This window comes from Komagataeibacter xylinus NBRC 15237 (genome assembly GCF_001571345.1).
GTDB classification, from domain to species: domain Bacteria; phylum Pseudomonadota; class Alphaproteobacteria; order Acetobacterales; family Acetobacteraceae; genus Komagataeibacter; species Komagataeibacter xylinus.
Genome location: NZ_BCTP01000100.1, coordinates 1 through 3,586, shown reverse-complemented (window position 1 = coordinate 3,586; position 3,586 = coordinate 1). Strand labels below are relative to the sequence as shown.

General features: G+C 47.4%; 2 protein-coding genes and 1 pseudogene. 1 reads left to right on the top strand and 2 read right to left on the bottom strand.

Going from position 1 to position 3,586, the window contains the following annotated elements; all coding sequences use genetic code 11:
* A pseudogene (locus GXY01S_RS18440) lies at positions 1–167 on the top strand (IS630 family transposase); the annotation flags it as partial.
* A 502-nt stretch (positions 168–669) separates the two neighbouring features.
* Here GXY01S_RS18440 and GXY01S_RS18435 read toward each other — a convergent pair.
* Positions 670–2,004, bottom strand: a complete 1,335-nt coding sequence (locus GXY01S_RS18435; RefSeq protein ID WP_146222828.1) for a ComEC/Rec2 family competence protein — start codon at positions 2,002–2,004, stop codon at positions 670–672.
* A gap of 1,089 nt (positions 2,005–3,093) precedes the next feature.
* Positions 3,094–3,586, bottom strand: a 493-nt coding sequence (locus tag GXY01S_RS16425) for an IS91 family transposase (RefSeq protein WP_174520996.1), incomplete at its 5' end; no start/stop codon positions are given.

Here is a 3,586-nt window from a genome sequence, read left to right as displayed (position 1 = left end):
AGAATATCTGGCAGTTCCTACGCGCCAACTGGCTGTCCAACACCGTGTTCAGCGGCATCGAACACATCATCGAAGCCGCATGCACCGCATGGAACAACCTCACCGCCCTGCCACAGACCATCCGTTCCATCGGCCTCAGAAAATGGGCTCATATAGGTCAAAGGTGATAGCCCGTAGTATCAGTCGTAAGCAAGTGAAGTGCCCGTGTGGGCGTCACGTCCGACGAAACATTGACTAAATCCAACAAATGCACTCCCTACGTCGCAAAATTGGTTTGGATATCTATTTTTCGTATAATCTGCGTACTGAATAAAGATCGTTAATGAAGAAAGCTACTGGCGATGTTTGTTCCATTCCTCCAGATAAAGCTGTGTAGTAGATCAACCTTATCGTTTTCTGGGCTTGTGACGCAATTGACTATCAGGATTTATGTAACAGGCCGCTTTCTATATTTTCTCACCGACAGCCGAATTTCTGCCCTGAATTGCCTGTCTGCTCAGTGATACAGGAGCAGACAGGCGGTAGTCGCCCTCAGATACGACGTACAAGGGCATCTTCAAACTTGAGCAAAGCTTTGGCGTTGCGATTGTTCCCTATAGTTTCTGGTCGCCACCTAAATTAGACGAGTAAAAAAGAGCTATTGGTGATACGCAGTGAAGGCATTCAACATTATCGAAATTCGAACATACCCCGCCATGCCCATCCATCTCTAGCATCAACCTGAATGGGATGATGATTGATAAAATCGCGGAGTACTTCAAAATGTGGATGATACCATCTCTTTCGTTCAGGATTAGAACTGAAGACGCTCACTTGCGGATCAAGCATCTTTGCCACGCCTGCGTGCCAATTTTCTCTAGATCCATGGTGCATGACTTGTAACACGGCACTGTGGTAAAGTCGAAGATACGGGCGATAAAAACGTATTAAAGCATTTATTTGAGCCGGGGTCTTAAGGTATCCATCGCCCGTAAGTAATTGGCCCATGCGGTCGCTTTTCAAATTGCAGCTGATAGAGCCCGTGCACCACTGCAAATGCCGTCGGCGAAGGCAGTATTCTTGCTGATGTACGAGCCGAGCCTTCCCGACAGGTCCGCAGTAGAGGAAAAGCGAAATTATATTTCGACGTATTCCGTCAATTTTTTTTGCATTGGGGGATTTAAATTGAGCGTCATAAAGGACTTTAAGTTTATCTAATTCTTTTATCTTATCAGATATTTTTCCTGTTTTTATAATTTTTAGAGATTTAATGGCACTATCTTTAAAATTCTGCGTAACGTGAGAACTGTAATTGGCATCGTTATAAGGAACGAACTCCCATATATGATGGATAGTAATAGTCCCACCGGGGCGAAGTAATGATATAATCACTCCGGACGCTCCCTTCTTATTTGGTGCATAGTCTTCTGTTTCGCCTAAATCATCTCCCGTCTCAAAAATAATGTCATCTGCACCCTCTACCGGCACTAAAGGTCTCTCCGGATCACTGAGTTCAAGCGGCTGTGCATCGCCGCTCGGCCCTACTAATAAAATACGCTGAATTCGGTCTGCAAAATTATCGATAAAATACTCCGCAGGAGTTAATAAAAATTTCATGAACCACCCATTTGCGGTGGATCCAGTATTGAGTGCTATTTCGAGGCGTTGCCAAGGAGTCAGATAAGGAATCACTAAAGTTCCAATTGTATAGTAACGTAGAAGATCAACAAAGCCACTGATATGATCTGTGTCAAAATGTGAAATACAGGCCAAGTTTAGATGCCGATTTTCTGGGTAAAAAGCGTCTGATACACCGCGGAATGTGTTAATTTGACGGAGCAAGCGACGACGCGGATTTTTCTGCCGACCACGCTCTGTTCCACAATCGTAAACCCATTGAAATGGCAGGCGTTGTTTTCTCGTTACGACACCCGCAGTAAAAAGCCCTTGACCGACAGGAAAGAAGTTGTATTGGAATGTATAGATATCCTGGGAGGATAAAAAATTTATTAAATTGTTTGGCATAGATAATTATCGCTCATCATTTTGTAATTATTTCAATTTATCACTTAATACGCTTCCGCATGAATATTTATCCTTCCTATTGTCATAAGCAGACTACTAGAAAGTCGCTTTCATGCCAATCTTCGTGGGTTATTGAAATGTTTCCTAATAGCGGATACTGAATGAGAACTGTAGTTCACGGAATGCCCGGCATCAAGTACCATATGTCTGAATCCCGACCTTGCTGGTTCACAACGGCCCTATGCTATTTCTCCACAAAGGTTCGGACATAGGATCAGGCTTGTCAGCTCACATGTGGGGATTGAGCCAGTCAGACTCCTACAACGGATTCATGTCTGAAGTGGCCTGTCGGCGGTCAGGTTTATCGAAGATGGGATTGCTCAGGAAACTCAGCGCACAGTGGTGCATCTGGCGTCTCAGATGCTCGGTTAATAAGAGGCACAAGTGCCGCTTAGTCGAGCTTTGATGGATTAATATATGTTTCCGAAAGTTCTCAAAAATTGTGAAATTTCAAATCCAATTCCAGGAATACAAATTTTTCAATTATTTCATTTAGGTGATGGAAACGAGGATCTCATCATAAAGGGAAATTTCCCAGAGGGGACTGATATGGAGTTATTTCAATAATTTACTTTAATACATCAAATATGGAAAACGTAATACTATAAAACACGTATGTTACGAATACAAAGAATAGATACTTAAATAAATGGATGGTGGAACCCTGTGATTTTTGGCTGGAATACGTTCTGCTCTTTCAGCCGAAACCAGACTGTCTGCTCTCCTGAAGGGTTTCGGGCGCCGCGAGGCGTACGAAAGTCTGGGAAGACCGAACCCGCGACACCGGGACTCAGTTATGGGGAATTTGCAACTGGCGCTACCCGGGGGAGAGCCTGAGCCAGAGCATACAGGTGCGTTTGTGGAACTGGAACGGGTTTTTGTGACCGGATCTGCATGACGCGATGTCAGAACTGGCAGTATAGGCAGCGATTTTCCCGGGTTTTCCGGTGATGCGTACAGGAGCCCCGGTTTGCCGGCGCGGAGCCACTCCGACATCGGGATCGGTCATGCTGTCGTATCTGCGGGCTGTCATGGTGATCCCTTGGTTGGATCAGTCGCCCGTGGCGGCCCTCGGGGCTGGCACCAGCGGGGAAGGATCTGGATGACGACCATCGGACCACCACAACATGGGCAGGGCGGTGGCGTGACCGGTCCGGCTTCCGGGACTTCCGGCGCTGATGTGGGTATGACCTTCAGCAGGTCCCGCACCCGGGCCAGACTGGCCTTGCGGTTGGAACTGGCGAGCAGGCCATAGTGGCGGATACGATGAAATCCCCGTGGCAGGACATGCAGCATGAAGCGGCGGATGAACTCATCCGTGGCGAGTGTCATGACCTGCTGCTGCTGGGCCGTGTCCCGCCGGTAGTCCTTGTAGCGGAACGTCACGCCCTTTTCGTTGAACGCCAGGAGGCGGCGGTTCGATATGGCGACGCGGTGGGTATAGCGCGACAGGTAGGCCAGCACCGCTTTGGGACCGGCAAAAGGTGGTTTGGCATAAACGACCCAGGGTCTGGTTCGCACA

Bases quoted from the DNA above. Each gene is read 5' to 3' on its own strand.
- GXY01S_RS18435 (WP_146222828.1), bottom strand. From the start codon at position 2,004: ATGCCAAACAATTTAATAAATTTTTTATCCTCCCAGGATATCTATACA.